The organism is Streptomyces marinisediminis (genome assembly GCF_026262575.1).
In the GTDB taxonomy this organism is placed as follows: domain Bacteria; phylum Actinomycetota; class Actinomycetes; order Streptomycetales; family Streptomycetaceae; genus Streptomyces; species Streptomyces marinisediminis.
On record NZ_JAPKFL010000021.1, the window covers coordinates 1 to 23338 of the forward strand.

At 74.0% G+C, this 23338-nt stretch carries 23 protein-coding genes and 1 tRNA gene; 7 read left to right on the plus strand and 17 right to left on the minus strand.

Annotated features, from left to right (window positions below):
* Window positions 1–161 precede the first annotated feature (161 nt).
* The 3 genes from OSB71_RS17410 to OSB71_RS17420 all read left to right on the plus strand — a co-directional run bounded on the left by OSB71_RS17410 (window position 162) and on the right by OSB71_RS17420 (window position 2769).
* Window positions 162–1277 carry an aminotransferase class I/II-fold pyridoxal phosphate-dependent enzyme gene (locus tag OSB71_RS17410; protein ID WP_265949078.1) on the plus strand — a complete coding sequence of 372 codons (1116 nt, stop codon included), beginning with the start codon at window positions 162–164 and terminating at the stop codon, window positions 1275–1277.
* Window positions 1274–2380 (plus strand): MBL fold metallo-hydrolase, encoded by a 1107-nt coding sequence (locus OSB71_RS17415; RefSeq protein WP_265949080.1) that lies wholly within the window; start codon window positions 1274–1276, stop codon window positions 2378–2380. The genes OSB71_RS17410 and OSB71_RS17415 overlap by 4 nt, the downstream gene beginning before the upstream one ends.
* A gap of 71 nt (window positions 2381–2451) precedes the next feature.
* A complete protein-coding gene (locus tag OSB71_RS17420) occupies window positions 2452–2769 on the plus strand; it encodes a 4a-hydroxytetrahydrobiopterin dehydratase (RefSeq protein ID WP_265949081.1) in 318 nt (105 codons plus the stop codon).
* Window positions 2770–2955: 186 nt separating this feature from the next.
* Here OSB71_RS17420 and OSB71_RS17425 read toward each other — a convergent pair whose 3' ends face one another.
* From OSB71_RS17425 to OSB71_RS17445, 5 genes are all read right to left on the minus strand, one after another.
* Window positions 2956–4107 carry a S1 family peptidase gene (locus tag OSB71_RS17425; protein ID WP_265949083.1) on the minus strand — a complete coding sequence of 384 codons (1152 nt, stop codon included), beginning with the start codon at window positions 4105–4107 and terminating at the stop codon, window positions 2956–2958.
* 194 nt (window positions 4108–4301) lie between these two features.
* Window positions 4302–5261: a LysR family transcriptional regulator gene (locus tag OSB71_RS17430; protein ID WP_265949085.1), complete on the minus strand. Its 960-nt coding sequence runs from the start codon at window positions 5259–5261 to the stop codon at window positions 4302–4304.
* A gap of 326 nt (window positions 5262–5587) precedes the next feature.
* Window positions 5588–6013: a fasciclin domain-containing protein gene (locus OSB71_RS17435; RefSeq protein ID WP_265949086.1), complete on the minus strand. Its 426-nt coding sequence runs from the start codon at window positions 6011–6013 to the stop codon at window positions 5588–5590.
* A 91-nt stretch (window positions 6014–6104) separates the two neighbouring features.
* Complete coding sequence (locus tag OSB71_RS17440; protein WP_323055305.1) at window positions 6105–6941, minus strand: aldo/keto reductase; 837 nt, start codon at window positions 6939–6941, stop codon at window positions 6105–6107.
* Between the two features lie 210 nt (window positions 6942–7151).
* The gene (locus tag OSB71_RS17445) at window positions 7152–8978 is read right to left on the minus strand and encodes an AMP-dependent synthetase/ligase (RefSeq protein ID WP_265949088.1); all 1827 of its coding nucleotides are present in this window, start codon (window positions 8976–8978) and stop codon (window positions 7152–7154) included.
* A 310-nt stretch (window positions 8979–9288) separates the two neighbouring features.
* On the opposite strand from OSB71_RS17445, the gene OSB71_RS17450 reads away from it, so the two are divergent.
* A complete protein-coding gene (locus tag OSB71_RS17450; RefSeq protein ID WP_265949090.1) occupies window positions 9289–10290 on the plus strand; it encodes a bile acid:sodium symporter family protein in 1002 nt (333 codons plus the stop codon).
* On the opposite strand, the gene fdhD is transcribed toward OSB71_RS17450, so the two are convergent.
* The gene (gene fdhD / locus OSB71_RS17455; RefSeq protein WP_265949092.1) at window positions 10236–11087 is read right to left on the minus strand and encodes a formate dehydrogenase accessory sulfurtransferase FdhD; all 852 of its coding nucleotides are present in this window, start codon (window positions 11085–11087) and stop codon (window positions 10236–10238) included. The genes OSB71_RS17450 and fdhD overlap by 55 nt on opposite strands.
* 70 nt (window positions 11088–11157) lie before the next feature.
* Here fdhD and OSB71_RS17460 point away from each other — a divergent pair, with 70 nt between their 5' ends.
* Entirely contained in the window at window positions 11158–11646 is a 489-nt protein-coding gene (locus tag OSB71_RS17460; RefSeq protein WP_265949093.1) for a phosphatase domain-containing protein, read from the plus strand.
* A gap of 125 nt (window positions 11647–11771) precedes the next feature.
* Here the strand turns inward: OSB71_RS17460 and OSB71_RS17465 are convergent, their stop codons facing one another.
* The 4 genes from OSB71_RS17465 to OSB71_RS17480 form a co-directional block, all read right to left on the minus strand.
* Complete coding sequence (locus OSB71_RS17465) at window positions 11772–12863, minus strand: PRC and DUF2382 domain-containing protein (protein ID WP_265949095.1); 1092 nt, start codon at window positions 12861–12863, stop codon at window positions 11772–11774.
* Between the two features lie 131 nt (window positions 12864–12994).
* A complete protein-coding gene (locus OSB71_RS17470) occupies window positions 12995–13636 on the minus strand; it encodes a DUF3618 domain-containing protein (RefSeq protein WP_265949097.1) in 642 nt (213 codons plus the stop codon).
* Entirely contained in the window at window positions 13612–14058 is a 447-nt protein-coding gene (locus OSB71_RS17475) for a phage holin family protein (RefSeq protein ID WP_265949098.1), read from the minus strand. The genes OSB71_RS17470 and OSB71_RS17475 overlap by 25 nt, the downstream gene beginning before the upstream one ends.
* 1 nt (window position 14059) lies before the next feature.
* Complete coding sequence (locus tag OSB71_RS17480) at window positions 14060–14740, minus strand: hypothetical protein (protein ID WP_265949100.1); 681 nt, start codon at window positions 14738–14740, stop codon at window positions 14060–14062.
* Between the two features lie 262 nt (window positions 14741–15002).
* Here OSB71_RS17480 and OSB71_RS17485 point away from each other — a divergent pair.
* A tRNA-Leu gene (locus OSB71_RS17485) sits at window positions 15003–15089 on the plus strand.
* A 725-nt stretch (window positions 15090–15814) separates the two neighbouring features.
* On the opposite strand, the gene OSB71_RS17490 is transcribed toward OSB71_RS17485, so the two are convergent.
* From OSB71_RS17490 to OSB71_RS17520, 7 genes are all read right to left on the minus strand, one after another.
* Window positions 15815–16411 carry a hypothetical protein gene (locus OSB71_RS17490; RefSeq protein ID WP_265949102.1) on the minus strand — a complete coding sequence of 199 codons (597 nt, stop codon included), beginning with the start codon at window positions 16409–16411 and terminating at the stop codon, window positions 15815–15817.
* A gap of 238 nt (window positions 16412–16649) precedes the next feature.
* Window positions 16650–17522, minus strand: a complete 873-nt coding sequence (locus OSB71_RS17495) for an aldo/keto reductase (protein ID WP_265949104.1) — start codon at window positions 17520–17522, stop codon at window positions 16650–16652.
* Window positions 17523–17551: 29 nt separating this feature from the next.
* Window positions 17552–18739, minus strand: a complete 1188-nt coding sequence (locus OSB71_RS17500) for a cupin domain-containing protein (protein ID WP_265949106.1) — start codon at window positions 18737–18739, stop codon at window positions 17552–17554.
* A 14-nt stretch (window positions 18740–18753) separates the two neighbouring features.
* Entirely contained in the window at window positions 18754–18891 is a 138-nt protein-coding gene (locus OSB71_RS17505) for a hypothetical protein (protein ID WP_164543625.1), read from the minus strand.
* 552 nt (window positions 18892–19443) lie between these two features.
* Window positions 19444–20277, minus strand: coding sequence for a helix-turn-helix domain-containing protein (locus tag OSB71_RS17510; protein ID WP_265949109.1), 834 nt, complete (start codon window positions 20275–20277; stop codon window positions 19444–19446).
* Window positions 20274–20786 (minus strand): DUF6879 family protein, encoded by a 513-nt coding sequence (locus OSB71_RS17515; protein ID WP_265949111.1) that lies wholly within the window; start codon window positions 20784–20786, stop codon window positions 20274–20276. Before OSB71_RS17515 ends, OSB71_RS17510 begins: the two co-directional genes overlap by 4 nt.
* Window positions 20770–20982 carry a hypothetical protein gene (locus OSB71_RS17520; RefSeq protein ID WP_173264862.1) on the minus strand — a complete coding sequence of 71 codons (213 nt, stop codon included), beginning with the start codon at window positions 20980–20982 and terminating at the stop codon, window positions 20770–20772. Before OSB71_RS17520 ends, OSB71_RS17515 begins: the two co-directional genes overlap by 17 nt.
* 1171 nt (window positions 20983–22153) lie before the next feature.
* On the opposite strand from OSB71_RS17520, the gene OSB71_RS17525 reads away from it, so the two are divergent.
* A complete protein-coding gene (locus OSB71_RS17525) occupies window positions 22154–23056 on the plus strand; it encodes a universal stress protein (protein WP_265949114.1) in 903 nt (300 codons plus the stop codon).
* Window positions 23057–23338: the final 282 nt, after the last annotated feature.

The following is a 23338-nucleotide window of genomic DNA, read 5'->3' on the forward strand; positions in this document are numbered from 1 at the left end:
GGCGCCGCGGGGGCCGGCGGGCGGCCGGGACCCCCGGGGGGGGGCCCCGCCGCCCGCCGTAGGCCCGCCGCCGGGCCGCGCCGCGCGCACCGGTCGCCCCCTTCCGCGCGGCGCGGCCCGGCGGGTTCTGCCATCGTTGGACGGGACGAGCGGAGGCGAGGATGCGCGGTCCGGACGACGTGGTGGACGCCGCCCGTGGCTACTGGCAGCGCCGCGGGCTGCCGACCGGAGCGGAGCAGGTGGTGTACGCCCCGGCGGCCGGGGTGCTGCTGCTGGCCGTGCTCGCCGCCACGGGGCCGCGCGGCGTGCTGCTGCCCCGGCCGGGCCCGCCCTGGCACGCGGAGCAGGCCCGGCTGCTCGGCCGCGCCGTCCACCTCCTGCCGACGCCGGCCGAGTGCGGTGGCGTCCCGGACCCGTTCGTGCTGCTGGAGACGGTGCGCCGGGAGCGCGCGGCAGGCGGTGATCCGGGGGTGCTCGTGCTCTCCGTCGCCGACGACCCCACGGGCACCGTGCCGCCGCCGGAGTTGCTGCACGAGGTGTGCGAGGCCGCCGCCGAGGCGGGGCTGCTCGTCGTCAGTGACGAGAGCTGGCGCGACACCGTGCACGACCCGCACGGCACCGTCATCGTCAGCCCCGCCGAGATCCTGCACGCGCCCGGGGCCCCCGACGCCGAGGGCGTCGTGCTCCTGACGGATCTCTCGCCCTGCCTGCCGCCGCCCGACGCCGCGTCGGCCCGCCCCGCCCCGGCGCTCGCCCGGCTGCCGGGGACCGCGCGCGGCCGGGAGCTGGCGGATGCCGTGCGCGGTGTCCTGACCGCCCTGCGGCTGCCGGAACCGGCGGCCGCCACCGCCGCGCGGAGCGCCGCCGCCCTGGCGGAAACGGCCGACCGCGGCGCCGAGCGGGCCTCGGTCGCGCGGGCGCACGGACGGCACGCCGCCGCGCTGTGCCAGGCCGTCACCGCGGCCGGAGGGCTGTGCCGCCCCCCGCAGGCCGGACGCCACCTCTACCCCGACCTGGAACCCCTGCGCGGCCGCCTGGCCGAGCGCGGGGTGCGGGACGCGGCCACGCTGGAGGCGGCGCTCGTGCCCCGGCTGGGCTCGGCCGTACTGGGCGGCCACCGCTTCGGGGACGACCCGCACGCCCTCCGCGTCCGCCTGGCCACCACCGCGCCGCCGCACCGGGCGCCGGGCGGCCCACTGCCGGAACCCCGCGCGGGGGCCGAAGCGTTGGCGCGAGTGGAGGCCGCGCTGGCCGACCTGACGGGAAGCGAAGGATGACCGAACAGGAACAGCGACAGCAACACGTACGACAGCTCCCGGGGGCCGGGCGGGGCGCACGGCCCGCCCGGCGCGGCTCGCCCCCGGTGGACGCGGCGGAACCGGCGGCGGGCGGCACCGGTCCGGTGCGGCCGCTGGGCGCGCGCCGGCGGTGGACCGGCGGCTTCGGCGACCGGCTCGGCGAGCCGCTGCCCGGCCCGCTCGCCATCCTGCGGGCCACCTGGCGCGGCGGCATGCGGCCGGAGCAGGAGGTGCTGCGCGCCCAGCGCCCGCGCCTGCCCGTGGCGCCCGGCCCGCTGCCGTCCGCGGGCCCCGGCACCGTGGCCGTCACGTGGGCCGGCCACGCGAGCTGGGTGATCTCCATCGCCGGTCTGACGGTGCTCGCGGATCCGGTCTGGTCCCGCCGCATCCTCGGCACGCCCGCCCGCATCACCCCGGTCGGCGTGCCGTGGGAGGACCTGCCGCCCATCGACGCCGTCGTCATCTCGCACAACCACTACGACCACCTCGACGCCCCCACCCTGGCCCGGCTGCCCCGGGACACCCCGCTGTTCGTCCCCGCCAACCTGGCCGGCTGGTGCCGGCGGCGCCGCTTCACCACCGTCACCGACCTCGACTGGTGGGAGGCGGCCGAACTCGCGGCGCCCGGCGGTGGCCACGTGCGGTTCGACTTCGTGCCCGCACACCACTGGTCGCGCCGCGGCCTGGCGGACGGCTGCCGCTCGCTGTGGGGCGGGTGGGTCCTCACCGCGCCGGACGGGCGGCGGGTCTACTTCGCCGGGGACACCGGCTACGGTCACTGGTTCGCGGAGATCGGCCGCCGGCTGCCCGGCATCGACCTCGCGCTGCTGCCCATCGGCGCCTACGCGCCGCGGCGGCTGCTGCGCCCCGTGCACACCGACCCGGAGGAGGCCGTCCGCGCCTGCGGGGACGTGGGCGCCGCGCGCATGGCGCCGATGCACTGGGGCACGTTCCTGCTGTCCGGCGAGCCGCCGCTCGAACCGCTGATCCGGGTGCGGAAGGCCTGGGCGGCGCACGGACGTCCCGCCGAGGACCTGTGGGACCTGCCCGTCGGCGGCTCCCGCGCCCTGCCCGCGCGCTGACGCGCCCCCCCCGCACCGCGACGCCCACCGACGACGCGCCCGAGAAGACGCACCCGAGAAGGAGCCCCGCCATGGCCAGGCCGCAACCGCTGACCGACGCCGAACTGTCCACCGCGCTGGCCGAGCTGCCCGGCTGGTCCGCCGACGGGGGCCGGCTGGCGCGCACCTACCGGCTGCCCGGCCACCGGCACGCGGCGGCGTTCGTGGTGCACGTCGCCGCCATCCAGGACGAGTTGGACCACCACGCCGAGCTGACCCTCGGCTACCGGACGCTGGCCGTGTCGGTGGTCACGCACAGCGCGGGCGACCGGATCACGGAGCTGGACGCGCGACTGGCCCGCCGCATCGAGGACGCGGCACCCGCGCACGGCGCGAGCGACGACGCCTGAGCCGCCCCCCGCCCGGCGCGGGCGGGCCGCGTGCCCACGAACGGCGGTGGCCGCACCGGGGGTCCGGTGCGGCCACCGCCGCTGACCACGTCGCCGTCCGTGTGGCACGCCGCCCCGCGGCGGCCGGGGCGGGACGGCCGAGGGCCCCCCGGTCCGGAGACCGGGGGGCCCGTGAGGCGAGGGGCGTCAGCCCGTCACCAGGGTCAGGCCGTAGGAGGAGAGGATGGGGTTGAGCGGCTGGAAGTAGGTCGTCCCGCCGGTGCGGCAGTTGCCCGAGCCGCCGGAGGTGACGCCCTGCGCCTGGCTGCCGGAGATGTACGCACCGCCGGAGTCACCGGGCTCGGCGCACACGCTGGTGCGGGTCACGCCGGAGATGGTGCCCTCGGGGTAGCGCACGGAGGTGTTGTGCTGCTGGACGGTGCCGCAGTGCCAGCCGGTCGTCGAGCCGGAGCGGCAGATGGACGAGCCCACCGGGGCCTGCCGGGAGCCGGCCACGCGGTAGCTGCTGCCGCGCACGTAGGGGGTCGGGTTCCAGGAGCTGTTGACCGCCACCCAGGCCATGTCGCGGCCGGGGAAGTAGGAGGCCTGGAAGGTGCCCTGGGAGGCCCGGTTGTACCCGTAGGTCGAGGTGCCGACGCGCCCGCAGTGGCCCGCGGTCGCGAAGCCCGGCGTCGAGCCGCGGCGCACCGCGAAGCCGACGGAGCAGCGGCCGCCGCTGCCCATGTAGTAGGCGTCGCCGCCCACCACGTCGTACAGCGGCCGGGGGGCCTCTTCGGACTTCTCGACGCGCACGGCGCCGGCGTCCACACCGCTGTCGGCGACGAGCTGACGGGCCTCGGCCGGGTCGGCCGACCGCACGACGATGCTGTTGGACTCGGCGTCGACGTACCAGACCGACGCGGCGTCCTTCGCGGCGCCCTGGGCGGCCTTGTCGAGCTTCTTCATGCCCGCGTTGAGCTCGCCGAGGCTGTGCTCGACGACCTTGGCGGTGGCGCCGGCCTTCTCGATGGCGGCTGCCTGGTCGCGGTCGCTGGTGGCCACGACGAGTTCGGCGGTGGCGCCGGAGACCCAGGCGCCGCTGAAGTCGCTGCCCAGCGCCTTCTCCAGCTTGGGCGCGAGCTTGCTGGCCTCGGCCTCGTTGACGACCCGGGCCTTCGCCTCGGCCGGGGTCAGGCCGAGGTCGCGTTCCATCGCCTTGAGCATGCCCGCGGGCATCTCGACCGACGGCTTGGCCTGGGGCAGCTCCTGGGCGCCCGCGGTGACGGGGAGGGTGCTGATGAGGCCCAGGGCGGCGATTGCGGCGGCGGCGCCGGTGAGCGCACGTCGTCTGTGGAGCATGGGGGTTCTCCTCGGTGTTGGGGGGTGCGCTGATCAAGTTAGCCATCACTCGATCGGGCGTGTACCTGCCAACCAATCCCTCTTACGGTGTGATGGAAGACACGTCCGGTCGGCCTCCGCGCCGGAGGCCGACCGGACTCCGGCGGCCGGGTGGGCGCCGACCGGGGTCAGCGCGGGTGCCGGCGCCGCCCGGGTCAGCGGCCGCGCCGGTGCGGGGCGTCGGAGGCGAGCCAGCGCGCGTAGCGGGGGTTGCGGGCCGCCGCCTCCCGGTGCGCCTGCCGGGCGGAGGCGAGCACCGCGGGCGCGGCGCCGGCCGCCGGCCCGGCCGGGTCGTGGCCCAGGACGTGCCGCCAGCTCAGCGGCGTCCCGGCCAGCGGGACGGTCACCACGCCGGGCGTGGGCGGGAACGTGGCCCGGCACAGCCCCACCGCCCGGCCCACTTGCACCAGGTGGACGCACGAGGAGGTGTCCGTCTCGAACAGGGGCCCCGGGGTGAAGCCCGACTGGGCGCAGGCGGCGGCGAAGCAGTCCCCGAAGCAGCCGTCGCCGGGTGTGCTCGTCCAGCGCTCCTCGGCCAGCTTGCCCAGTTCGAGCTCGGCTTCACCGGCGTGCGGGTGGTCGGCCGGCAGCAGGACGAACACCGGGTCGCAGGCCACCGTGCGCCACTCCAGCCGGTCCGACTCCGGTGGCAGGGCGTCGCTGCACACCCCGGTGAGGGCGAAGTCCAGCCGCCCGTCGACCACCTGCGCGGCGACGTCCTCCTGCGACCAGGAGGTGTAGGTGCTCACCGGTGCGGTCGGATGCGCGGCCGACAGGTGGTCCACCAGCGCGCCCAGCAGCATCCCGTGGGTGCCGCCGAGCCGGAAGCGGGGCGCGGCCTGCCACGCCCCGGCCAGCCGCTTGGCGTCCTCCTCCAACTGCCGCATCGCGGGCAGCACCACCCGGGCCCGGTCGAGCACCAGCTCGCCCAGGGGCGTGGGCCGCGCGCCGCCCCGGTCCCGGACGAACAACGGCCCGCCCAGGGCCCGTTCGATGCGTTTGAGCTGCGCGCTGAGCGCGGACTGGGCGAGTCCGAGTGCGGTGGCGGCGCGGGTGAGGCTGCCCGCGTCCGCTATCGCCCGGACGACCTTGAGGTGCCGTAGCTCCAGGTCCATGCGTCCTCTTCTCCGTGGCCCGAGCCCGCCCGGGGTCGCCGGGTGGGCCGATGGCGGCCTGCGCCCGCGTGGGGGAGCGGGGTGGGCCCTGACGACGCAGGTCGCACCGAGAAATTAGGCCCCGGGGAGGCGCGGGGCAATACGCTTCCGCGCACCGGGCGCACGCCGGACGGGTCGGGAGAGCGGCATGAGGACCGAGCCGACGAGGTACGCGGTCGCGTTGGCGGCGGGGACGGGGCCGCAGACGACGGCGGCCTCGTCGTCCACGGTGTACTCCTGGGTACTTCTGGGTAGTCCTCGGTACTCCTCGCCCGAGCCGGAGGTCTTCAGCTCCTGCTCCGCGAGGGCCTTGGCGGCGCGGCCCCGCGGGCCGGCCGGGCCCAGGCGCTCGCCCCCACGTGGTGGGTCAGCACCTGGGTGAGCTTCCTCCGGTCCTCCGGCAGCGCGTTCGGGTCCTCCTCCGGGAGCTGGGCGAAGGCGTCGTCGGCGGGCGCGCAGACGGTGAAGTCCTCGGCGCTGGTGAGGGTGTCCACCAACCCGGCCGCCTGGACGGCCTGGACCAGCGGGGACGGCTCCGGGTGGCCGGACGCCGCGGTGGCCACCGGGTCGTCGGCCATGCCGTCGACGCCTCCCTCGCCCTCGGCCGGGGCGGCCGAGCACGCCCCGCCGAACGGCCGGGTGCCGCCGCCCCGGCCGGCGGTGGCGTCCCCGGTGGCCTCCGTGGTCGCCTCCCGGGCGTTCCGGTCCCCCACCGCTCGCACACGCCACACGCCGCGACCCGGGGCTGCGGGGCGCGGCGTGCGGGGCAGCCCGGCGCACGGGCGCGGCGCGGGGCGGGCCGGTTCAGCCCATGAAGTCCATCGTGGACGGGTCCGGGCCGAGCCGGGAGCCCGTCTCCAGGGCCGCGATCGCGGACATGTCCTCCGCGTCCAGCTCGAAGTCGAGGACCTCGAAGTTCTCGGTGATGCGCGACGGGGTGACGGACTTGGGGATCACCACGTTGCCGAGCTGGAGGTGCCAGCGCAGCACGACCTGCGCGGGGGTGCGCCCGTGCTTGCGCCCGATCGCCCCGACCGACGGCTCGGTCAGCACGTCCTTGCCCTGACCCAGCGGCGACCAGGCCTCGGTGGCGATGTGGTGCGCGGTGTTGAAGGTGCGGAGCTGCTCCTGCTGGAAGTGCGGGTGCAGCTCGACCTGGTTGACCGCCGGCACGGTGGACGTCTCGGCCAGCAGCCGCTCCAGGTGCGGGGGCTGGAAGTTGGAGACGCCGATGGCCCGCGCCCGGCCGTCGGTGGCGAGCTTCTCGAACGCGCGCCAGGTGTCGACGTAGCGGTCGAACATGGGGACCGGCCAGTGGATCAGGTACAGGTCCACGTAGTCGGTGCCCAGGCGCTCCAGGGAGGCGTCGAAGGCGCGCAGCGTCGCGTCGTACCCCTGCTCGGTGTTCCACAGCTTCGTGGTGAGGAAGACGTCCTCGCGCGGCACCCCGGACTCGGCGATCGCCCGGCCGGTGCCCACCTCGTTCTCGTAGGCGGCGGCGGTGTCGATGCTGCGGTAGCCGGCCTCCAGGGCCCGTGCGACGGCGGTGGCCGCCTCGTCGTCGGGCACCTGCCAGACGCCGAAGCCGAGCTGCGGCATGGTGACGCCGTTGTTCAGGGTGATGCGGGGAACGCTGCTCACGTGTGCGGGGTCCTCACGTCGGTCGGTGGTGCGCGTACTCCCAGGGTGAACGTACGACGGCGCCCGCGCATTCCCGGACGCCCGCGGCCGGAGCGCGCCGACCGCATCCGCCGGCCGCGTCCGGTGCTCGGATCCGCGTCCGGGTCCGACGTCCCGCTCCGACGTCCGGCTCGGGCGCCCGGGCGCCGCGGCGTGGCCCCCCGGAGGCGCTCAGGTGCGGTAGAGCCGGTCGATCTCCGCCGCGTACGCCCGCTCGATCACGGCCCGCCGCAGCTTCAGCGACGGCGTGAGGAGACCGTTCTCCTCGGTGAACCGCGTCCCCAGGACGCGGAAGGCGCGGATCGACTCCGCCGTGGAGACCCGGGTGTTGGCGGCCAGCACCGCGCGCCGGATCTCCGCCTCCAGTTCGGCGTCGCGCACCACCCGCCGCCGTGCCAGGGCCGGCCGGTGCCGCAGGGCCAGCCAGTGCGCGACCGCCTCCGGGTCCAGCGTGATCAGCGCCGCCACGTAGGGCCGGTCGTTGCCGACCAGCAGGCACTGCGCCACCAGCGGGTGCGCGCACACCCGCTCCTCCAGCGGCCCGGGGGAGACGCTCTTGCCACCGGAGGTCACCAGGATCTCCTTCTTGCGCCCGGTGATCGTCAGGTAGCCGTCCTCGTCGAGCGAGCCGAGGTCGCCGGTGGCCAGCCACCCCTCGTACAGCGCGTCGGCGGAGGCCTGCGGGCTGTTGTGGTAGCCCCGGAACACCTGCGCGCCGTGCACCCACACCTCGCCGTCGTCGGCGATGTGCACCGACGCCCCCGGCAGCGGCCGGCCCACGGTCCCGAACCGCACGCGCCCGGGCGGGTTGGCGACGACGCCGCCGGTGGTCTCCGTCAGTCCGTACCCCTCGTAGATCCGGACGCCCGCGCCGTCGAAGAACAGCCCCAGCCGCCGCTCCAGCGCCGAGCCGCCGGACATCGCCGCCGCGCACCGGCCGCCCAGCGCCTGACGGAACCGGGCGTACACCAGCCGGTCGAAGACCCGGTGCCGCACCCGCAGCGCCGGGCTCGGCCCGGGCCCGGCGCCGAAGGCCCGCGCCTCGCTCGCCTCGGCGAAGCGCACCGCCACCTCCACCGCCCGGTCGAAGGTGGCGAGCCGGCCCTCGGCCTCGAACCGGCGGCGCGCGGCGGTGAACAGGCGCTCGAAGACGTAGGGGACGGCCAGGAAGAACCCGGGCCGGAAGGCGGCCAGGTCCGGCAGCAGCTCGGCGGCCGTCAACGCCGGCTGGTGGCCCAGCTTCACCCCGCCGCGCACCGCCGCCACCTGCACCATCCGCCCGAAGACGTGCGACAGCGGCAGGAACAGCAGCGTCGAGGGCCGCGCGCCCGGACGCGGCCGGATCACGCGCTCGTAGTGGGCCAGCATGCCGTCGCACTCGGCCATGAAGTTGCCGTGCGTCAGCACGCAGCCCTTGGGCCGCCCGGTGGTGCCCGAGGTGTAGAGCACCGTGGCCGGGACGTCGGGGGTGAGCGCCCTGCGGTGCCGGTCCACCACACTGTCCGCCAGGTGCGCCCCCGCGGCCACGAGATGCTCCTCGGCCCCCGCGTCGACCTGCCACAGCCGCTTCAGCATCGGCAGCCGGCCGATGACCGAGCCGACCGTCATCGCGTGGTCCTCGCTCTCCACGATCGCCGCGCTCACTCCGGCGTCGTGCAGGATCCACCACACCTGCTCCGCCGAGGACGTGGGGTAGACCGGCACCGACTGGGCGCCCACCGACCACAGGGCGAAGTCCAGCAGCGTCCACTCGTAGCGCGTGCGGCACATCAGCGCCACCCGGTCACCGAACCGGACGCCTTCCGCGAGCAGCCCCTTGGCCACCGCCAGCACCTGGTCGCGGAAGTCGGCCGCGCGCACGTCCCGCCAGCGGCCCCGGGCGTCCTTGCGCGCGAGCACCGCCAGGTCCGGCTCGCGCTCGGCCCGGGCGAAGACCGTGTCGGCCAGGCCGCCGACGGGGGCCTGCGTCACCACGGCCGGGACGGTGACATCGCGCACGGGCCGCCTCCTCCCGCGTGTGCACAGATGCACAGCGTGAGTGACCGTACCCGAGGCGCGCGCGGCCCCGGAAGGCGGTTGGTGCAGGTCAGTGGGGGGCAAACCCGGCGGTTCGGACGCCCCGGGGGCGGCCGGGCCCCGTTCCCGCGGCACCGCACGGACGGCGTCCGCCGGATCTGCACACAACCTCCGCCGACCCGGCGCAGCGGCCCCGCGCGCCGCGCACCGCCTGCCGGGCGGCGGTGGGCGCGGCGCGGGTCACGGGGCGGACGTCGACGGGGCGGTGCGCGGTCCGTGGTTCAGTGGACGGATGCGCCGCCTCGCCACCCTGTTCGATCCCTTCATCGTGCTCCTCGTCGCCACCGTCGCGCTCGCCGCGCTGCTCCCGGCCACCGGCGGCGCGGCCGACGCCGTCCGCACCGCCTCCTCGGTCGGCGTCGGGCTGCTGTTCTTCCTCTACGGGGCCCGGCTGTCCACCCGGGAGGCCGTGGCCGGGCTGCGGCACTGGCGGCTCCACGTGACCGTGCTGCTGTGCACCTTCGCCGTCTTCCCCCTGCTGGGCCTGGCCGCCGGGGCGCTCGTGCCGCACGTGCTCACCGAAGAGCTGTGGCACGGCCTGCTGTTCCTGTGCGTCGTGCCCTCCACGGTGCAGTCCGCCATCGCCTTCACCTCGCTCGCGCGCGGCAACGTGCCCGCCGCGATCTGCGCGGGCACCTACTCCAGTCTCCTGGGCATGGTGCTCACCCCGCTGCTGGCCGCCGCGCTGATCGGCACCGCCGGGGGGTTCACCGCGGACGGCCTGCTCGCCATCGCCGGGCAGCTCCTCGCCCCCTTCCTGGCCGGGCAGCTCCTGCGCCCGCGCGTGGGCGGGTTCGTCACCCGGCACCGGGCGCGGCTGGGCCTGCTGGAGCGGGGCGCGATCCTGCTCGTCGTCTACGCGGCGTTCAGCCGGGGCGTGGTCGAGGGCGTGTGGGGCCAGCTCCCGCCGTGGCGGCTGGCGGCCCTGTTCGGCACCGAGGCAGTGCTGCTGGCCCTCATGCTCACGCTGACGTCCTACGGGGCCCGGGCGCTGCGCTTCGCCCGCGCCGACCGCACCGCGATCGTGTTCGCGGGGTCGAAGAAGTCCCTGGCGGCCGGACTGCCCATGGCCGCCGTCCTGTTCGGGCCGCAGGCCTCCCTCGCCGTGCTGCCGCTCATGCTCTTCCACCAGCTCCAGCTCATGGTGTGCGCGGTGCTGGCCCGGCGGGCCGCCGCCGCTCAGGAACCGGCGCCGCCCCCACCCGGCAGCACCAGGCGCTCCGCCCCGGCGTAGACGTTCATCGACGCCCCGCGCAGGAACCCCACCAGCGTCAGCCCCGTCTCGGCCGCCAGCCGCACCGCCAGTGACGACGGCGCCGAGACGGCGGCCAGCACCGGCACGCCCGCCATCACCGCCTTCTGCGCCAGCTCGAACGAGGCCCGCCCCGAGACCAGCAGCCCCGCGTGCGACAGCGGCAGCAGCCCCTCCCGCAGCGCGCGGCCGACCAGCTTGTCCACCGCGTTGTGCCGCCCCACGTCCTCCCGCACGTCCAGCAGCTCGCCGTCCCAGGTGAACAGCGCCGCCGCGTGCAGGCCGCCGGTGCGGTCGAAGACCCGCTGGGCCGCGCGCAGCCTGTCCGGCAGCGCCGCGAGCACCTCGGTGTCCAGCCGCGTGGCGCCGGCGTCCGGCAGCGGCCAGCGCGCCGTCGTGCGCACCGCGTCCAGGCTCGCCTTGCCGCACACCCCGCACGAGGAGGTGGTGTAGACGTTGCGCGCCAGCTCCGTGTCCGGCACCGGCACCCCGGGCGCCAGGCGTACGTCGACGACGTTGTAGGTGTTGGACCCGTCCCGCGTGGCGCCCGCGCAGTACACGATGTTCGCCAGCTCCGCCGGGTCGCCCAGCACGCCCTCCCCGGCCAGGAAGCCGGCGGCCAGGGCGAAGTCGTCCCCCGGGGTGCGCATCGTGACCGTCAGCGGGGTGCCGTTCAACCTGATCTCCAGCGGCTCCTCGGCGGCCAGCGTGTCCGGCCGCTCGCTGACCGCACCGTCCCGCACCCGCACGACCCGTCGCCGCTCCGTCACTCGACCCATGCCCCCATACTCCACCATGGCGGGCGGCGCCCCGCTCCGCCCCGCGGCGGGGCGCCCGTAGGCTGACGGCATGCGCAGCATCGCGGTCTTCGACCTGGACGGCACCCTCAGCGACGCCCGGCACCGCCTGCACCACCTGCGGGGCCGGCCGAAGGACTGGGACGCCTTCTTCGGCGCGGCGCCGCAGGACCCGCCGCTGGCCGCCGGGATCGAGCTGGCGCGGCGCTGGGCGCAGAGTTGCGACCTCGGCTACGTCACCGGGCGTCCCGAGCGCACCCGCCGCGCCACCGAGCGCTGGCTCGCCGCGCAGGGCCTGCCCACCGGCCCCCTGCGGATGCGGGCCCGCGCCGACTTCCGGCCCTCGAAGGTCGCCAAGCTGGAGCTGCTGCGGGCGCTGGCCGCCGACCGGTCCGTCGCGGTCGTCGTGGACGACGACCCGGAGGTCTGTGCCGCCTACCGGGCCGCCGGCTTCCCCGTCGTCGAGGCCGACTGGATGCCCGCGCCCACGTCGGCCGAGGCCACGCTCCGGCGGGCGCAGCAGGAGGAGGGCCGCACCTGAGCACGCCGCCGGTGGCGGGCCGGAGCGCTGCTTCCGTCCCGCCACCGGGGTGCCCGGCCTCGCCGGTGCGTGCCGTCGCCGGTGCGTGCGGCCGCCGGGGCGCGGCCCGGCCGGTTCGCGCGGGCCTACCGCCGGCGGCGCTCGCCCCGGCCCTCCGGGATGCCGTCCGGCGTGTCGGACTCCGCGTCGATCCGCTCCTTGCGGACCTGGCCGCGCACGGTCTCGTTCTCCGTGCGCTCCTCCACGCGCAGCCGCACGCGCTCGACCGGCTCCGCCCGCTTCTCGACCATCGGCCGCTCCTCGTGCAGCGTCACCTCGTACTCGCTCTCGGCGATCTCCGGGCCGCTGAGCGCCGCACCGCGGTTGGCCTCGGTGATCGGCTCCCGCTCCAGGCTGACCTGCTCCTTGCGCAGCGGGATCGTCTGCTGCTCCTCCTCGGTGACGACGTACTTGCGCAGCCGTGCGTGCCCCGTCTCCTGGCGCTCGGCGCGCACGTGCAGGTGCTCCTCGGAGCGCGTCATGTAGTCGTCGCCAGCGTGAGCGGCCTTCTCGGCCTGCCCGGAGTTCTCGCCGCGCATCAGCCGGCGCGACTCCTCGCCGCCGCCCGTGCCGCCGCGGCCGCGTGCCTCGTCCCGTCCGCGCATGTCCTCAGCTCCTGGTGTCGTCTGGCGACCGCGCGGGTTCGCGCGGTCCGCGTCCTGCTGGGCCGGCTTGCGGTGCCGGCCGGTCCCGGCGGGGGCTTCGGCCGTGCCCGCGCCCATCGCCCCGGCCGCCGGCCCCGCGCCCGCGGCCGTTCCGGGCCCGGCCCCCGTACCGTCGCCCCGGCCGGCGCCGGGCCGGGACTCGCCGCGCGCCCAGCCGCCCGGGCCGGGCCGGTTGGCCTCCCGCCAGGAGGCGTCCCAGGCGATGCCGTAGTGGTCGAACAGGCGGTGCTCCTCGTCCTGTGACAGATGCCCGCCGCTGTCGACGTCCACGTGGGGCGCGCTGCTGACCTGGTCCTTGGAGTAGGGGACTTCGAGGTGGTCCTGCACGGCCGTGGCGTCGCGGACGGGAATGAACGATTCGTGCGTGCCGAACATGCCGGTCTTCACGCTGACCCACTCCGGCTCACCGGTGGCGTCGTCGACGAACACGTGCCGCGCTTCGCCGAGCTTCTTGCCGTCGGAGCCGTACACGGGGTGGTCGAGGACCGTGGGTATCTGGTTTCGAGTGATCACTTTCCTGCTCCTCCTGTCCGGGTGCTGTCGGTGTCCCGGCCTGGCCGGCTCCTGCGTCGGTGCCGGGGGGCGGGGCGCGCACCCGCGCCGGGCGGCGGCTCAAAGCCGCGGTGGCTCAGGGCCGCGGCGGCTCAGGGCCGCCCCTGGCTATCGCCGCGCTCCCGTGCCTCGTCCGCCACGGTCTGCCCGGAACGCCGGGCCCGGTCGCGCAGCCCCTCGCCCTCGGCGCGGGCCTGCTCCTGCGCGTCGCGCGCGGCGCCGGTGGCCGACTCCCGCACGTCCCGCACCGCCTCCTGGGCCGAGTGCGTCGCGTCGTCGCGCAGGCTGCGCGCGGACTCCGCGGCCGCCTCCCGGACCGGCTCGGCGTGCTCCGCCAGCCGTGACGCGGCCCGCTCCTCGGACTGCGAGCCCGGCAGCAGGGACGCGGCCAGGGCCCCGGCGCCGAACGCCACCAGCCCGGCGGCCAGCGGGCTGCCCTGCGTCTCCCGCAGCGCCTGCTCCGGCGCCCGGCGCGCGGTGTCGCCCGCCTGCCCCGCGGTGTCCCGCACCGCGTGCGCGGCGTCCCGCGTACGGGCCCCGGCGTGCCCGGCGCCACCGGAGGCGGAGCCCATCACGCGCTCCCGCATCCGGCCGACGGAACCGCGCGCCCTGTCCCGGCGCCTGCGCATGATCCGCCCCGGACTGGTCCGGTCGGCCAACCTGTCAACGTCGTGTGCCAGTTCGGCGCGGCTGTTCTCGATGTCCGCCTTCACCTTGTCGGATGACGTGCCCACTGGGCGTCCTCCTTGAGCGTCTCGACCGTCTTCTCGGGTGTGGGCGACACCCGGCGCATCTGGGACCGGCCCAGCCAGAACAGCGCGGCGCCGACCAGCGCCCACACGCCGGTGAGGATCAGTGCGGCCCACCGGAGGTCCATGACCCCCCAGAGCACGAACATCACGGTCAGCGAAAGGAAGAGCAGGACCATGTAGCCAGCGAAGGCCGCACCGCCGAACATTCCGGCCGCCTTGCCGGCCTTCGTGGCCTCCTCACGGGCCTCGGCCTTGGCCAGCGCCACTTCCTGCCGCACGAGCCGCTGCACGTCCTCGGTCACCTTGGACAGCAGCTCGCCGACGGAGGGCTCCCCGTCGTGCCGCTCCTGCCTGTCGTGCCGGTGCGCACGTCGCGAGGACCGGGCGGTCCACGTGGTCGCCATCTCACACCTCCCGACGCGGGACGCCCCGCTGCTGCTCCGACTCGTACCGGGCCGGCCACCCCGTGGCCTCCGGCTCCTCGGCCCACGCCGCCTGCGGTCGCGCCGATTCCGCCGGCGCGGCGCCGGGTGCGGCGCCCCCGCGCCCGGTGCCGCCGTACCCGTCCCCGCCGTACCCGTCGCCGTGTCCGTCGCCGCCGTGTCCGTTCCCGCGCGACGCCGACCCGGCCTTCGCCAGCCGCCCGACGGCGAGCCCGGCGATGGCCGCCGCGCCCAGGAAGGCCGCCGGACGCCGCCGGGCGAAGCCCTGCACGTCCTGGAGCAACCCGTCCACGCCCCGGTCGTCGAGGTAGTCGGCGGCCCGCTGGCCCCCGTCGGCGACCTGGGCGACGAGCCGGCGCGCCGGGGAGTCGTCCTCGGCGCCCTCGGCCATCCCCGACAGGTCCTCGGCCCAGTGCCGCACGGTCTCCGCCGTCCGGTGCGCCTGCGTCTCGGCCTCGTCCCGGGCGCGGTCCTGCAGCTCCCGGACGGCCGTCATTCCCTGCTCGCGGGCCTCGCCGGTCACGGCCCTGGCCTGCTCGGCCGCCGTCCCCGCGACCCGGCCGGCCGCCTCCCGGGCCTCCCCGCCCGTCGCCGCGGCCTCCTGCCGGGCCTGCCCGGCTCCGGCCTTCACCGTGTCACTCATGGAACCTCCTCGGCGTACTCCTCCAGTCGCTTCCGTCGCTCTGGCGTACGCACCCATCCGGGTAACCAACGCCTTTCCGTGCAAAACGGCTCATTCCACACCATTAGCGGCGAGCCTGTGAAGGGGCTTGACCAGGGCGAACGCACCCGAGCGCAGCCATGCCGTGACAGCATGTGGCGGCCGTTCCGCCTGCCGACGCCCCGCGGCAACCGGGATGAGAAGGCCCCGGAAACCTTGGTATCGTTGTCCGCGCAACGCACCGGTCCGGGTGGCGGAATGGCAGACGCGCTAGCTTGAGGTGCTAGTGCCCGTTAAGGGCGTGGGGGTTCAAGTCCCCCCTCGGACACCAGCAGAGACCCCAGTTCACCTGGGGTTTTTCTGTTTCTCCGACCGTGGCGTGACCAACAGCCGAGCGAACTTCCTGGTCAGACCAGGGATGACAGGCCGAGACGGCTGGCGCTCGAAGCAGCCAGCTTCTTCGCTCCCTCAGCGCGGCGCTGCCGTACCGCGCCATCGTGTAGCCCGGCGAGTGGTGCCGGGCGTTGGTCGAGACCTCTACCGGGTTCTCGTGGTTGTCGAGATCGTTCGTGATCTTCAACGCCCGCCAGTCGTGCAGCCGGAAGTTCTCCGGCAGGTGCAGACGGTTGCGTGCCGTCCGCCAGCGGGCCGATACCTTCCCGGGGTCCTGCGGTCCGCCTGCCTCGCCCCGGTACAGCTTGAAGCCGTCACGGGCAAAGACAAGGTCATGGTCCACCCACAGATCCCCGAGCCGCTCCCGCTCCGCGTCCTGGCGTTCCTTCTGCCACTTGAGGATGTTCATCAGGGCTTGGTCCACGTAGATGATCGCGTTGTCGTCTCCGTCCTTGGTGAGCTTCCGCAGCCGGTAGGTGTTGCCCTCTTCGACCACGACCCAGGCCAGTTCGATGGCGCACTCATCCCAGTGGATGAGCGACCACTTCCGCCCCAGCACTTCGCTGCGGCGGCACAGCCATCGCCAAGGCCCTGGGAATCGGCCGAGCCACCTTGTACCGGCACATCGGTGAGAGTGCCTGAGACAGGCGCACAGGGGCGCAGTCAGGCGCTCACCTCGGAGTGCACCGGGACGGGCGGGCGTACTCCGGTGAGCGCCTCTGCACGGGCCACGAGGTGGGGCGCAAGGTCGGGGTACCAGCCACGGGCTACGGCTTGCAGCATCTCGGCCAGGGCTGCCAGTTCCCCGATTCGGCCGGCGGGGGTGTCGAGGATCGGCGCGAACTCCTTGCGGATGCGGGCGGCTACGTCGGGAACAAGCAGGCTGTTGGCGTGGAGGAGTCCCGCGTCATAGCCGAAGGGAACCCGTCCCCACCGCTCCCAGTCCAGCAGGCACAGGGGCGCGGCGGTGAGGTTGCCCCAGTGCAGGTCACCGTGACCGGTCACCCGCTCCACCGTGGCGGGGGCAGGGATGCCGAGGAACTGGGGGAAGGCTCGTTCGATCCACCCGTCCCGCACGGTTGCCTTCACTCCCTCCGCTTCAGCGAGCAGGGCAAGGGCTTGGCGAAGGTCCGCCCACCACTCGTCAGGCAACCCCGGTTCGTGGTCGATGTCGGCCCGGTCGGGGGACACGATGGGTTGCGTGAGGTAGTCCAGGACTTCCGACTCGAAGGCCCACTCGCCGTCAGTCCAGTCATGCACCGCGTACAGGTGAGGGCGGGGCACGCCGTCAGGCACCAGCTCCGAGGCGCCGACGATGCCTTCCCCCGCCTTCCTGCCCGCGTTCCTCTTCGCCGTCCGACTGACCCGTAGCCACCGGTCCCCTGCTCGGCGTCCGAGAGTGACACCGAGGAAGCCCCACGCCAGCGGCCCCGTGCAGGTGAGGCCCAGTGCCTTGGCCGCCCGGTCGTGGGCGGCATCCATCAGGGCCTGTACCTCCTCATTCACCGGCGAGTTCATCCGTCACCCTCCTGAGTTCCTGGGCCGTCAGAGGCGCAGCCAGAGCCTTGGCCACATCGTCCCAGTGCTCGCGGGTGCTCGCGGAGGTGAGGACGACATCGAGGCCAGGGCACGAGCCAGCGGCCAGCAGGGCAGCGGCTGCGGCCGACAGGCCGGGGCGGATGAGGTTCACCAGTTCGGGTGTCATGGCGTCGAGGAGTTCGCCCCCGTGCAGGGGAGCAGAGCCGAACGTGATCAGCCCCGCGTCCGTCGCCTGCACCAGCGGTCCGCCGCCGTTCAGGGCCTGTGTGATCGGGGCATCCATGACCAGGCTGACGGGCATCTGCAAGCCCGTGAAGTGGTGCTCGGCGGAACCGGCCGCCTGACGGGCGAGCGTGAGCAACTCGGGGACGCTGAACGCTCCGGAGGTCAGGCCCGACCAGGTGGCGACGCCGTACCCGCCGATCCTGCCCGCATGGGCGAACTCTTCCAGCGCCGTGAAGGCTTCCCGCACACGCCCGTGCAGAGCGGCACGGTCAAGGCCGTGCCCGTGGTGCTCCGGGTTGTGCACGAACACCAGGTCCACGCGCCCGAGCGCGGCCAACGACCGCTCCGTCTGCCAGCGGACGAAGCCCCGCTCAAGGCTGTGCCTACCGGCCGCCTCCTCGCGGGTGAGCACACCCTCAGCCAGGGCGGTGCGGCCTTGCTCCGCCGTGAAGAACCCCGCCTTCGTAGCTACCCGCACAGTCGGGTACTCCCCGAGAACCGGGCGCAGTTCCTCATGCGCCAGACCACGGGCGTAGTTCGGGGCCGTGTCGACCCAGGGGCTACCGGCGGCCAGGGCGGTGCGTGCCGCCTGAGCGACGGCACGCACGCGGTATGTCCCCAGGCAGAGAGCGGCGGTCACAGCGCCGTCCCCACGACTGCGACGGCGTGGCCGTCGATGAGAACGGAGACCAGTTCGGCCACCTCCTTGACCTCCAGCCCGGCGGAGTCGGCGAGTTCGCCGAGCGTGGTCGGCTGGTTGGTCAGCAGCGTGCCCAGCGCGGGAGCGGCGGACTCGGCGAAGTCCCACGCGGTACCGGCCGCCGAGAGGGTGACTGTGCCCTGTTCGCGGTTCGCCGTCAGGCGGCCCCTCGGAGTGGTGAGCTTGACCGTGATCTCCCGCTGGGCGGGGAGCCCGTCCACGTAGGGCAGGGACGGGATCGCGTGGCCCAGGTCCGTCGTGTCGATCGACTCCGCCCACCGCTCCACGAGGCGGGGGTCCGCCATCATGTCGGCCACTTCACGGCGTACGGCGTCGGTGAAGTCCGACTGTTCCGCCAGCGAGCCGAAGCGCGGGATGTCCCTGCGGAGCGCGAGGGACGCCCGAAGCTGGTCGACGACCCAGAGCATCAGGTCAGCGCCCGTGTGCGGGACCATCCCGAACGTGAGGTGAAGGACTTCTGTCCCCTGGTCAGCGGTGACCGAGTGCCACCAGCCGCGCGGCAGGTAGAGCACGTCACCCGGGGACAGAACGAGGTCCGCCACCGGGTCGCCCTCCGGCTCCTCCGGCGACTCCACGTCCCGAAAGGTGGGCGCTTCACGGGTCATCCCCCAAAGGCGCCACCGCTTCGAGCCGTGCAGTTGGACCACGACCACATCGTGGTCGTCCCAGTGCCGGCCGAAGCCCTCCCGCTCGGTCCACGAGGCGTACACGTTGGCCTGCACGGAAGTCCCAAGGAAGCGTTCCAGTCCCTCCGCAGCCGCCCCCACAGCGGGGTGGATCTTCTCCACCGCGTCCAGGACCAGCGACGCCCCGTCCCTGAGCTGGGCGTGGAAGTCGGACGGCTGGATGCGGGACCAGGTGACCGCGCGGCGGTTCGTCGTAGGGATCGCGTAGCGGGACAGCGGGACCATCTCGCCGTCGACCGACAGGCGCAGCCGGGGCGGCTCCAGCCGCTGCGTGGCGATGATCCGGTTCAGGTCGTCCCAGGAGAACAGGCCCGCCGTGTCGGCGGCTCCGGGGAAGTGCGCGTAAGAGCGGTGGTACGTCTGGGCGAGGAACGTGTCCCCGCCCAGACGCCCCGCCCACGAGGCTGCATCAAGCAACGTGGGCGCTCCCGTCAGTCGTTGCCGTCGGAACGGCCACTGCTGACGTCAGACTCCTGCTCGGCACGCGTGCGTGCGGCCACGATCTTCCGCTTCGCGACGAGCAGGCCACCCCCCTCGGGGGTCACCGAAGTGGTGTTCTCCTCCACCATCGGACTACCTCTCTTCTCGGGAACTCCCACCGGGAATCCGGCGGGAGGCATCAGAGACAGCGGCCAATGCGGTTACCAAAGAGCCACGGTGAGAACCAGGGCACAGCCGCCGAGGATCACAGCCAGGTAGAGCGGCCCCGCGTACCGGCCAAAGTGGCGCAGCACCCAGTGGCCCAAGCGACGCATCACGTCGCCTTCGGCTCCACCGCCACGGGGCGGAGAGCACTGGCAGGCAACGAACTGCGCCCCGTGCACCGAGGGCACCCGCACGGCGGGTACTTGGTCGGCGAACCCAGGATCACCGCATTGCGCGGCTCCACCTGCACCTCACGAACCGGGCCGTACGTCCGGCCGCCGTCGTACGACACCCGCAGAGTCATGCGCCCCGTCATGAGCGCACACCACCATCAGGGCCGCACGTCCGCCGGTACTCCAACCCCCGACTTACGCCGTAACACACCCGCTCTTCGTTTCGCTCGGTCGCTGTCATGGGGGAAATCATTGGCCCAGAAAGCGGCGGCTGTGTAGTTCTTTCCCGTCATCGACTAAAGATCATGAACGGCAGTCGGCAGCCCACTCCGTCAACAGGGCTCGCGCGTCGGCCCCGAACAGCGCGTATCCCTCCAGTGTCGAGAACAGTTCCAAATGCATTTCGATGTCGCGCGGATCTCTCAGGATCACGACTCCGGTGGCGTTCTCCACAGTGGCCAGGGTGTTGTCGTAGACAGTGAAGGTGTCCATCGGAGCCGTGGGCTTATGGCCCGCGATTGGGATGACACCGAGCTTCACATTCGGCAGGTGGGTCAGTGAGGCCAGCCGGTCAATCTGCATCGCCATAGCGGCCGGGGGTAGGAGTGGCCACCTCGCGGCCTGTTCGGTGAGGATGAAGGTGAACCGCTTCTTCGTGTCGTAAAGAACCTCCTGCCGCTCCAGCTTCCTCGCGATCGTCTTAGTGACATCAGCTGGTGAATGGGCAAGGCTGGCCCGGATGTACTCAGGGGTGGACAGTAGCCCCGTAATCATCGAGAGCAGAAAGAAACGGAACTCGGTAGAGGAGGATTCGAGCGCGGCAAGTTCGGTCTGCTTCTTCTCCAGCCCCCTTCGCCGCAACGAGCGCAGGTCTTGCCACTCGGTATTGGCCAGCCTCGCGAGGGCAATGACCTCCTCGATGACCTCGGGCGGAGCAACGACAGCCCGGAGGATTCTCTCCAGGTCGAGCAGGCTCGGTTGGGCTTTCCCGTTCTCGATCCGACTGATCTTCGATTGGGACATGTTGCAACGCCGAGCGAGCCGGTCCCCAGTGAGGCCGGCTCGCTTGCGTAGTTCTTTCAGCAGGGCGGCCAATTCTTGCTTCGGCTGCCCCAACTGTTCAGGGTCGAACGTCACCCGCTCACGTACTCCAGGAATGGAACCGACTCGACCACGGCAATCCTCTTCCACTGCCGATACGGCTCAGGATCGCCCTCGTACAGTTCCCGGTTTATCTGCGTCCCGTCCGCCCGGTAGTTCATCAGGACCACCTTGGACTCATCGAAGATCCAGAAGTCCTGATCCGGGAGCCCCGGGTTCTCTCGATCGGTGAGGTCGAGAATGCGGATATCCTCGCCCGCTTTCACGTGGTGCCGGTAGTAATACTCGAACTCGAACCGAAGATAGTCCGAGAGCGGGCGGGTCACGACGTGCACCCTGCCAACACTCTTTCCTTCCGAGGCCCATTGCCGAACCTCGTCCATCCAACCCGAGGTGTAATTGTCCGGCGAATTCTCCCCGGCGAGAAAGCGCTTCAGCTTCTCCGCTTCCTGGGGCATGGTGTAGACGGGCAGCGTTTCCAGCCGCCACGCCCCACGCTCCATGGAATCGAAGCAGTCATTCCACGCGTCACCATCCAAGAGCACGGACGGCCTCCCTCAGAACGTCCTCGGGAATCTTCACCAGCGCCTCACCTGCCGGGGGCTGGAACGCGGCGCACTGGTCGCCCTGAACAACGATTCCGCCGTCCGTCTCGTCGCGGTAGACGTTCGGGCAGTCCTTCTCTCCGCACTCGCCGTTGCCGTTGCCCGTGAGCCGGGTGAGTGCCGAACGTTCGGACATGCCAAACCCCCCCTTGCTCTGGCCCCGTTTGGGCCGCCTGCCCACCGACAGTAGAGGGGGTGGCGCTACGCGTCTATGCGTGAACGCGACTATGCGTGTCCTTGCATAAACAGGTCCCCGGCCGCCCCAGCCACCCCCGGTACGTGGTCACATACGCGCCCGTGCAGACTGGGCGTAGCCCCGTGGCGCGGTCCGGGTAGCCTGACCAGGGACGGACGCCCCCGAGGAGGGTTGGTCACGTGCCAACGCATGACCAACAGGGGCCGGAACGCGCCTGAAACAGCAGGAAAGAACAGGAGAAACGCCCGCCGAAACCAAGCCTGTCAGCAGGCGTTTCCCCAGGTCAGAGCGGTTGGGGGCTGGTGCCCGAGTGGAGAGTTCAAGTCCCCCCTCGGACACCACCGGAAGACCCCTGTCGATCAGGGGTCTTCTGCTTGCCCGGGCACCGGCGTGACCCACCGCGTGGCCAACGGCCCAGCGAGCTTCCAGGTCGGGCCAGGGGCGGCGGGTCGGGTCGGCGCGCACGGGGAGGCGGCCAGTCGCCGCGCCCCGTCCTACGCGAGTGCCCTGCCGGGCCATGGCGCAGCCCCGGCGAGCGGCGCCGGGCGTCGGCCGAGACCTCGGCCGGGCTCTCGTGGTCGCCGAGACCGTTCGTGATCGCCGGTAGTCCTCGATCGCCGGTCGGCCAGCGTGGGCCGGCTCCGCCAGGGGCCCGCCTCTTCCGCGAACGCGGCCGTTGCGGTCTGCCGCGGGGCCGTGCCGGGGAGAGCGCGCCATCCCCTGCGGGCCGGCTTTCCCGTGCGGCTCGATCCGGACTGCGCGGGGTTTCCGGGCCGACCCCGTACCGGCACCTCGGCGAGAGCGCCCGAGGCAGACGCACGGGGCCGCGTCAGGTGCTCGCCTCGGAGTGCACCGGGCCGGACGGGCGCACCCCGGTGAGCGCCTGCGCGCGGGCGACAAGGCGTGGCGCGGGGCCGGGGTACCGGCCACGGGCCACGCCCGCAGCATCCCGGTCAGGGCCGCGAGTTCCCCGATGCGGCCGGCCGGGGTGCCGAGGGACGGTCGCCGGTGCTCTCGCTGGACCCGCGGTGCGGGCGGGTTCGGTGGGGGAGTGGGGGTCGCTTCCGGGGCGTCGAGGGGGCAGGGTGGAGGGGTGAGGGAGGTGGCGAGTATGGCCGAGTCGCAGGTGATCGCCGCGGTGGACGGGTCCGAGCACAGCATGCGGGGGCTGGAGTGGGCGCTGCGGGCCGCGCGGCTGCGGGACGCGGAGGTGCTGGCGGTGCACGTGTGGCCGTGGCCGCCCAGCATCCACGGCGCGCCGGAGCCGCCGCCGACCGCGCCGCCCGCACCCGAGGACCCGGTGCTCGACGGCGTCCGGCGGCAGCTTGAGGGGCGCGCGGACCTGCCGGAAACGCGTTTCACCACGCTCAGCGGCACCCCGGCCGCCGCGCTGCCGGAGCTGGGTTCGGCGGGCGATCTGCTGGTGCTCGGCTCACGCGGGCGGGGCGGGTTCGCCAGTCTCCTGCTGGGTTCCAACGGGCGGGCCTGCGCGGCCCACGCGCACTGCCCGGTCGTCGTCGTGCCGCACCGTGAGCGCGGGCGCGGCGCGGTGGCCGAGCCCGTGGGGCGCGTGGTGCTGGCACTGGAACCGGCCGAGACCGTGGACGCGGTCATCGACTTCGCCGTGCGCGAGGCCCACCTGCGCGGCGCCCAGCTCCAGGTCGTCACCACCTACCCGGTGCCCTTCTCCACGCTGGCGCTGCTGGGCGCCGCGCAGGTGGACGTGGCCGACCCGGAGGGGCCGCAGATCGCGAAGGAGACCGCGCGGGCGCAGCGCGACCGGCTGGAACACCTCGTGCGGGCCCGCGCTCCCGAGGTGGACGTGGACTGGGTGGTGGCCCCCGGCGACGCCGCGGGTCGCCTGGTGGACGCCTCCGACGCCGCCGACCTCGTCGTGGTCGGACGCCACCGCCACCGGTTGCGGCACGCGGGGATGTTCCTCGGTTCGGTCACCAACGCCGTGCTGCTGCACGCGCGGTGCCCGGTCGCCGTGGTGCCCGCGCCGGAGCGCTGAGCCGGCCGCGCGCAGGCCGTGTGCCGTCCAGGTGCGACCGCGCGTCGGCCGCGCTCCGGCCGGGTCCCCGACCGCGCGTCGGCCGCGCTCCGGCCGGGCGGCGGTCGTGCCCCGTCCGGCCTCCGGATGGCGGCTCACGGAGTGCGGCGGCGGGTGCCCGGCCCTACCGTTGCGGTGACGGAGCGTAGTGACCACGTCACGCGGAGCGGTCCGCGGCGGCTGCGCCCGAGAACCGGAGACAAGCCACGATGCGCCCCATGCGCCCCGTGCCCGCGTCCGCGG

Bases quoted from the DNA above. Each gene is read 5' to 3' on its own strand.
- OSB71_RS17520 (WP_173264862.1), bottom strand. From the start codon at position 20,982: ATGTCCGAACGTTCGGCACTCACCCGGCTCACGGGCAACGGCAACGGC.
- OSB71_RS17430 (WP_265949085.1), bottom strand. From the start codon at position 5,261: ATGGACCTGGAGCTACGGCACCTCAAGGTCGTCCGGGCGATAGCGGAC.
- OSB71_RS17425 (WP_265949083.1), bottom strand. From the start codon at position 4,107: ATGCTCCACAGACGACGTGCGCTCACCGGCGCCGCCGCCGCAATCGCC.
- OSB71_RS17505 (WP_164543625.1), bottom strand. From the start codon at position 18,891: ATGGTGGAGGAGAACACCACTTCGGTGACCCCCGAGGGGGGTGGCCTG.
- OSB71_RS17450 (WP_265949090.1), top strand. From the start codon at position 9,289: ATGCGCCGCCTCGCCACCCTGTTCGATCCCTTCATCGTGCTCCTCGTC.
- OSB71_RS17420 (WP_265949081.1), top strand. From the start codon at position 2,452: ATGGCCAGGCCGCAACCGCTGACCGACGCCGAACTGTCCACCGCGCTG.
- OSB71_RS17410 (WP_265949078.1), top strand. From the start codon at position 162: ATGCGCGGTCCGGACGACGTGGTGGACGCCGCCCGTGGCTACTGGCAG.
- fdhD (WP_265949092.1), bottom strand. From the start codon at position 11,087: ATGGGTCGAGTGACGGAGCGGCGACGGGTCGTGCGGGTGCGGGACGGT.
- OSB71_RS17415 (WP_265949080.1), top strand. From the start codon at position 1,274: ATGACCGAACAGGAACAGCGACAGCAACACGTACGACAGCTCCCGGGG.
- OSB71_RS17460 (WP_265949093.1), top strand. From the start codon at position 11,158: ATGCGCAGCATCGCGGTCTTCGACCTGGACGGCACCCTCAGCGACGCC.
- OSB71_RS17525 (WP_265949114.1), top strand. From the start codon at position 22,154: ATGGCCGAGTCGCAGGTGATCGCCGCGGTGGACGGGTCCGAGCACAGC.
- OSB71_RS17475 (WP_265949098.1), bottom strand. From the start codon at position 14,058: ATGGCGACCACGTGGACCGCCCGGTCCTCGCGACGTGCGCACCGGCAC.
- OSB71_RS17480 (WP_265949100.1), bottom strand. From the start codon at position 14,740: ATGAGTGACACGGTGAAGGCCGGAGCCGGGCAGGCCCGGCAGGAGGCC.